The following is a 3229-nucleotide window of genomic DNA, read 5'->3' on the forward strand; positions in this document are numbered from 1 at the left end:
TATTTTGGAGAAAGAGTAAATAGTTATAGTGAACAATTTAACCTAGTTTATGTAACTACCCACAGCTAAAGCAGTAGATTTTCACAGTTCTTCGATTGTTTAAGCTCTCTCGGAAATGGCGTGATAAGCAAGAAATCAAGAAATAACGTGTAGATATGACATGGAACGTTAAAACCGCCTTATTATTGGTAGCTAGTATAAAAAATAAAATTAAAAAACTATCGATTAAATATGTTAATTAATCGGAGGTTCTTTTACTGCGATTTCACGTGGATTAGTCCCTACTGAAATCGTAGCAATGACACCATTGTTTGATCCATCTATGACGGATACTGTATTGGATCCGTAATTTGCAACATAAATTTTATTAGTAATTTCATTAATTCCCATACCCCAAGGACCATTTCCAACAGTAATAGTAGCAATGACTCCATGATTATTTCCATCAATTACTGATATATTAGAAGAGTTACCATTTTGAACATAAATTCTATTAGTAATATTGTTGACAACAATATTATTTATGGAACCCCCAGCAGTGATTGTGGCAATGAAAGTATTATTAATTCCATTTATGACAGAAACGGTAGAATTTCCTCGATTTGAAATATAAATTTCGTTCGTCGTTTGATTCACTCCAACGTCTGTTGGACCACTTCCAACAGAAACAGTAGCAATAACCCCATTGTTTAATCCATCTATAACGGATACTGTATTGGATCCGGAATTTACAACATAAATCCGTTCTGTAATTTTATTTATACCGATTCCCTCTGGTTTTAATCCAACAGAAATGGTCATAATGACATGATTCGGTGTACCCGCAATAACAGAAACGTTATTAGAGGTATAATTTGTTACATAAATATTATTCGTGACACTAGGACCAGTCCCGCCAGTACCACCAGTAGCTCCAGTGGGTCCGGTTGCACCAGTAGCTCCTCCTCCACCAGAAACAGCGGAAGTTGTGGTAACCAGAGCTGCTAAAATATTGAGAATTTGATTGCGTGTGACATTTGTCATAATGAATTCAGAAACTAAGATTGATAACGTTGTATACAGTGACTGCAACATCGTCGCAATTTGAAACACTTGAGCCGGAGGAGCTACAACTAACCGGGTGCTAATTGTGGAAAATAAAAATAATGTATAGCGCGTCGCATCGCGTCCTTGTTGTGTTGGAAATTCATTCATAAGAAACTTGTATAAATTTGTCATACTATTTCGTAAATCCTCATATTATTTTTGCAGGAGATAAAGAAAACGTACCAGAGCATTTACAGGTCATGTTCCATAAAGCTATGAAAATGTCTATATTAAAGAATTTACCTAATAAATTGTTCTAGGACTTGATTTTTCAAGTCCTTTTTTTCTTTGTTATTTCGTAACTACTCAGCTTCCGTGAGGAAGCTGAGTAGTTACCAAAAACATTTTAAATTGGGGGTTCTATTACTCTTGAACTTCTTATCATATCCCCTAGTCACGCAATTGAAACAAATTATTCCCACGAAATGATAGATTGTAAAGATTCAAATGGGTCTTGTTCTAATTCTTTTGCTTCAGTTAAAGCCTTTCCAACTTTTGCGTATAAACGAACCTTTTCATTAATCGCTTTTCTGTCCTTTTGAAAATGTTCTTTATGTTTCTTTGCTCCACGATTAAATATTCTATCCATTAGTTTTTCAAGCATCTTTATTCCTTGATCTGTTAAAAAAGCATATATGAATGAGAAAGGCCATAAGAGTTGCATGTCGTTTGAGCTCATGAAACCTAGATAAGAATAACGTGATCCTTCACGTGCCATTTGTAGCAAGCGATTCTGATGTACTTCTCTACCGTTATCTAAAGGTAAATTTAATTTTTGGATAAATTCTATTCGCTCCATAATCTTGTGAAAGTTTTTAACAGAAACAACACCAGAACCATTAATTGTACATCAAACGTTAAAACTAGATTATATGGTTTCTGTCACTAATAATGGAGATAGATATGTTTCTAATAATACAGCACCTAATAAAAGTAGTAAATCTATAATTAATAGCACTAAAAGATTTTTTCCTAATAGGATAAATGAATTCTTATTAAGTTCTTTCTAATCATGTTAACAAAAACATTCTGCTACAAATAAACCTATTGCTGCAGTGAAGAACATATTTATGATTTCAATTATTCCATGACCTGCAAAATAAGAATATGCTGTTTTTAAGGAAGTTTTTTCTATCAAACTATGAAAAGCAAATCCTAAAGAAAAAACTGTTGGAACAGAAAAATTAAAGAAAAAAATCCGAAACTAACAATGGAAAATATGATTGTAGTAAAATGTATTTCAAAGTTAGTATTAATAATACTAATGAAAGAAGGCTGTAAATTAGGACTAAACTGTTCATTAGGAAGTAGTAAAAATCCCAAAAAGAAAAATGAGCTTCCTATAACTAAACAAGCAATAAAACTAATACTAAATAATTTAGGTTTCACAATTATCACTCTCCAGAACTACTTTATCGAGTTGCTCATCTTTTTTTAAAATTATTTTTTTATTTGAAAAACTCGTTACATCAGTATCTGTTGAATGAGTTGCATAAATTAAAATTGCTTTATGCTGAATTATATGATCCTTCAAATAATCTAGAGTAACTTTCCTCGACCTAATGTCAAAATTAACAAAAGGCTCATCAAGGAGAATTAAATTAGGTGAGCTAGTATTAATGATAGCTGTAAATAATGATAATCCGTAAAGAATGATTACACCAAGATAATAACCAATCAGGATTGCTATGAAGTTTCTTGAGAGAAACTTAGAAAGTAAATTATTATAATAATTTTTTTGCTCAAACTTCTTTATACAATAAAAATCACTTAAATTAGATCCCTGTAACATTTTTGAGCTATTTATGATTCCTTGGGATATAAAACTAATAATAGCGCTTTCAGATGCTGAATAAACAGAAATTATAATAAATTTATTAATACTAAAATAAAAATTTAAAATCCCTATTATACAGAGAAAAGTTATTGTAAATATATAAGATATATAAATAGTAAGTTCTATTTTGGCTTTATCCCGATCTTTTATTATATGTTCTTTCATTTTCGTATTATTTGGTCCATTTATAAATAATACGAAAATCTGATGATTACTCCATAAAAATTTCGTAACTACTCAGCTTCCTCACGGAAGCTTTTTAAATTTTACTAGTTTCATATGCCTCTCATTTGTAAATACTGAGTA

2 protein-coding genes and 2 pseudogenes are annotated in these 3229 nt (G+C 31.0%); 1 reads left to right on the forward strand and 3 read right to left on the reverse strand.

Features of this window, described 5'->3' with window-relative positions:
• Nucleotides 1-234 precede the first annotated feature (234 nt).
• Nucleotides 235-1218, reverse strand: coding sequence for a YncE family protein (locus tag JDS99_RS30195; protein WP_199696414.1), 984 nt, complete (start codon nt 1216-1218; stop codon nt 235-237).
• A 5-nt stretch (nt 1219-1223) separates the two neighbouring features.
• Between JDS99_RS30195 and JDS99_RS32210 the strand changes: the two are divergent.
• Nucleotides 1224-1346, forward strand: a pseudogene (locus JDS99_RS32210) (MarR family transcriptional regulator); the annotation flags it as partial.
• Nucleotides 1347-1501: 155 nt separating this feature from the next.
• Here the strand turns inward: JDS99_RS32210 and JDS99_RS30200 are convergent.
• Both JDS99_RS30200 and JDS99_RS32215 read right to left on the reverse strand, forming a co-directional pair.
• Nucleotides 1502-1921: pseudogene (locus tag JDS99_RS30200) on the reverse strand (Tn3 family transposase); the annotation flags it as partial.
• Between the two features lie 543 nt (nt 1922-2464).
• Nucleotides 2465-3088: a P-loop NTPase family protein gene (locus JDS99_RS32215; protein WP_242475808.1), complete on the reverse strand. Its 624-nt coding sequence runs from the start codon at nt 3086-3088 to the stop codon at nt 2465-2467.
• Between the last annotated feature and the right edge of the window lie 141 nt (nt 3089-3229).

The organism is Bacillus cereus group sp. N6 (assembly GCF_016483705.1).
Taxonomy (GTDB): Bacteria; Bacillota; Bacilli; order Bacillales; family Bacillaceae_G; genus Bacillus_A; species Bacillus_A wiedmannii.

Bases quoted from the DNA above. Each gene is read 5' to 3' on its own strand.
- JDS99_RS30195 (WP_199696414.1), bottom strand. From the start codon at position 1,218: ATGACAAATTTATACAAGTTTCTTATGAATGAATTTCCAACACAACAA.
- JDS99_RS32215 (WP_242475808.1), bottom strand. From the start codon at position 3,088: ATGAAAGAACATATAATAAAAGATCGGGATAAAGCCAAAATAGAACTT.